Origin of the sequence: Dactylosporangium sucinum (assembly GCF_014647515.1) — a bacterium.
Lineage (GTDB): Bacteria > Actinomycetota > Actinomycetes > Mycobacteriales > Micromonosporaceae > Dactylosporangium > Dactylosporangium sucinum.
Genome location: NZ_BMPI01000157.1, coordinates 1 through 3404, shown reverse-complemented (window position 1 = coordinate 3404; position 3404 = coordinate 1). Strand labels below are relative to the sequence as shown.

General features: G+C 77.0%; 1 protein-coding gene. It reads left to right on the top strand.

Annotation, left to right across the window (positions count from 1 at the left end; genetic code table 11):
* Positions 1-24: 24 nt before the first annotated feature.
* Positions 25-3404, top strand: a 3380-nt coding sequence (locus IEZ31_RS55425) for a type I polyketide synthase (protein WP_190258237.1), incomplete at its 3' end; no start/stop codon positions are given.

The following is a 3404-nucleotide window of genomic DNA, read 5'->3' as shown; positions in this document are numbered from 1 at the left end:
ACCGATGACGGGGTCAAGGTCTTCGTGGATGTGAGTCCGGACGGGGTGCTCACCTCGATGATCGCGCTGACCGCTCCGGACGCGGTGGTGGTGCCGACGTTGCGGCCGGGGGACCGGCTGCTCAGCGCCGCGGCCGGGCTCCATGCCGCCGGGGTCGACGTGGACTGGAGTGCGGTGCTCGGTGGTGGGGGAGCCGTCGACCTGCCCACCTACGCGTTCGAGCACACCCGCTACTGGATCGACCCGCCGGCTGGTGCTGTTGTCGAGGCCGCCGTGTCCGACAGCCGGTTCTGGGACGCGGTCGGCCGCGCCGACGCCGGTGAGCTCGCCGATGTGCTCGGCCTCGACGCCGCCGAACGGCCCGCCCTGGAAGGGCTCGTGCCCGCCCTCGCCCGCTGGCGCGACCGCGAATGGGCCGCCGGCCGGCGCTACGACGTCACCTGGCAGCCCGCCCGGCCCGGCGCCGCCGCGACGCTGTCGGGGCGGTGGCTCGTCGTGACCGGGCCCGGTGTCCCCGCCGGCCTGACCGAGACGGTCCGCGCCGGCCTCACCGCGCGTGGCGCCGACGCCGTCGTTGTGGACGGCATTCCGGCCGGCCTCGCCGGGTGGGAGTCCGCGGACGGTGTCGTCTCGCTGCTCGGCTGTGCCGAACAGGCCGCTCCCGGGGGCCTGGCCGCCGGGCTGGAGGCCACGGTGCGGCTGCTGCAGTCCGCGCCGCCCGGCCGGCTCTGGGCTCTCACGCGGGGCGCGGCGCCCGTTGCCGGTGGTGCGCCCACCGACCCGTGGGCGTGGCAGCTGCGCGGCCTCGGCCGGGTCGCGGCGCTGGAGTACCCGCGGCTGTGGGGCGGCCTCATCGACCTGCCGTCCACCGTGGACGCTGCCGCCCTCGACCGGCTCGCCGCGATCCTGGCCGGGGACGGCGTCGAGGACCAGGTCGCCATCCGCGCCGGCGCCGTCTGGGTGCCTCGGCTCACCCGGCTCACCGGATCCGAACCGGAGCGGGCGTGGACCGCCCGCGGTACCGTCGTCGTGACCGGAGCCAGCGGCGCGCTCGGCGCCCGCGTCGCCCGCTGGGCCGCGCAGGCCGGCGCGACCAGGCTCGTCCTCGCCTCGCGGCAGGGCGACGCCGCCGGCAACGCGGCCGAGCTTGCCGCCGACCTCGCCGCCGCGGGCGCGGAGGCCGTCTTCGTCCGCTGCGACCTCGCCGACCCGGCCCAGGTCCCCGGCCTGCTCGACGCCGCCGGCGACGACCTCACCGCCGTGTTCCACCTGGCCGGCGTCGGCCGCATCGGCCCGCTGGCCACCGCCGACCCCGGTGAATGGCCCGGCCACATGGCGGCCAAGGTCGCCGGCGCCTGGGCCCTGGACCGGGCCCTCGGCGACCGGCCCCTCGACGCGTTCGTCGTCTTCTCCTCCATCTCCGGCATCTGGGGCAGCGGCGGCCACGGCTCCTACGCCGCCGCCAACGCCTTCCTCGACGGCCTCGCCGTCGCCCGCCGCGAACGCGGCCTCGCCGGCACCGCCGTCGCCTGGGGCCCGTGGGCCGGCGGCGGCATGGCCGCCGGCGACAGCGACGGCTACCTGGCCCGGCTCGGCCTCGCCGCCCTCGACCCGGACACCGCCCTCACCGTCCTCGGCCAGGCCATCGCCGCCGGCCGGCCCACCACCACCGTCGCCGACGTCGACTGGGCCGTCTTCGCGCCCACCTTCACCCTGGCCCGGCCCTGCCCGCTGCTGCACGAGCTCCCCGAGGCCGGCGACCCCACCGGCGGCGCGGCCGCGGACCCGGCCGGCGCCGACCGGTCGCTCACCGCCCAGCTCGCCGGCCTCGACGAGGCCGGACAGCGGCGGCTGCTCCTCGGCCTCGTCCGCAGCCAGGTCGCCGCCGTCCTCGGCCACAGCTCCGGCGACGCCGTGCCCGCCGGGCAGGCGTTCAGCGAGCTCGGCTTCGACTCCATCATGGCCGTCGAGCTGCGCAACGCCCTGGCCAAGGCCACCGGCCTGAGCCTGCCGGCCACCCTCATCTTCGACCACCCGACCCCCGCCGACCTCGCCGAGCTGCTCCGCGAGCGGGCCGGGGGCACGGCCCGGGCCGCCGTCGTCGTCCACGCCGCGGCCGCCGCCGACGAGCCGATGGCGATCGTGGGCATGGCCTGCCGGTACCCGGGCGGCATCGCCTCCCCCGACGACCTGTGGGACCTCGTCGCCCGCGGCGGCGACGGTGTCGGCCCGTTCCCCGCCGACCGCGGCTGGCTGTCGCGCGGGCTGCTCGGCGCCGACTGGCTGGAACGGTACCGGCCCGAGGGCGGTTTCCTGCCCGACGCCGCCGGCTTCGACGCCGCGTTCTTCGGCATCAGCCCCCGCGAGGCCCTGGCCATGGACCCCCAGCAGCGGCTGCTGCTCGAGGTGACCTGGGAGGCCCTTGAGCACGCCGGCCTCGACCCCGCCGGCCTGCGCGGGAGCCGGTCCGGCGTCTTCGTCGGGGCCAGCGCGCCCGACTACACCGTGCTCACCGGCGCCAACCCCGCCGCGGTCGAGGGCTACGCGCTCACCGGCAACGTGTCAAGCGTCCTGTCCGGCCGCATCGCCTACACCCTCGGGCTGACCGGCCCGGCGGTCACGATCGACACCGCCTGCTCGTCGTCCCTCGTGGCATTGCACCTGGCCGCGCAGGCGCTGCGCAGCGGCGAGTGCACCCTGGCTCTCGCCGGGGGCGTCACCGTCATGGCGACGCCGGCCGGGTTCGTCGAGTTCGCCCGGCAGGGCGGCCTGTCCGGCGACGGGCGCTGCAAGTCCTACGCCGGGTCGGCCGACGGCACCGGCTGGGCCGAGGGCGTCGGCGTCCTCGTCGTCGAGCGGCTGTCCGACGCCCGCGCCAACGGCCACCGGATCCTCGGCGTCGTGCGCGGTTCCGCCGTGAACCAGGACGGCGCCTCCAACGGTCTGACGGCCCCCAACGGCCCGTCGCAGGAGCGGGTGATCCTGCAGGCCCTCGCGAACGCGGGCGTCACGGCCGGCGAGGTCGACGTGGTGGAGGGCCACGGTACCGGCACCCGGCTCGGCGACCCGATCGAGGCGCAGGCGCTGCTCGCGACCTACGGGCAGGACCGGCAGGAGCCGCTGTGGCTCGGGTCGGTGAAGTCGAACATCGGCCACACGCAGGCCGCCGCCGGCGTTGCCGGGATCATCAAGGTGGTCCAGGCGATGCGGCACGCGACGATGCCGGCGACCCTGCACGTTGACGAGCCGTCGCCGCAGGTGGACTGGTCGGCGGGCCGAGTGTCGCTGCTCACCGAGTCGCGTCCCTGGCCGAACGGGCGGCCGCGGCGGGCGGGTGTGTCGTCGTTCGGGATCAGTGGCACGAATGCGCACGTCATTATCGAGGAGGGCGACCCTACTCCGGT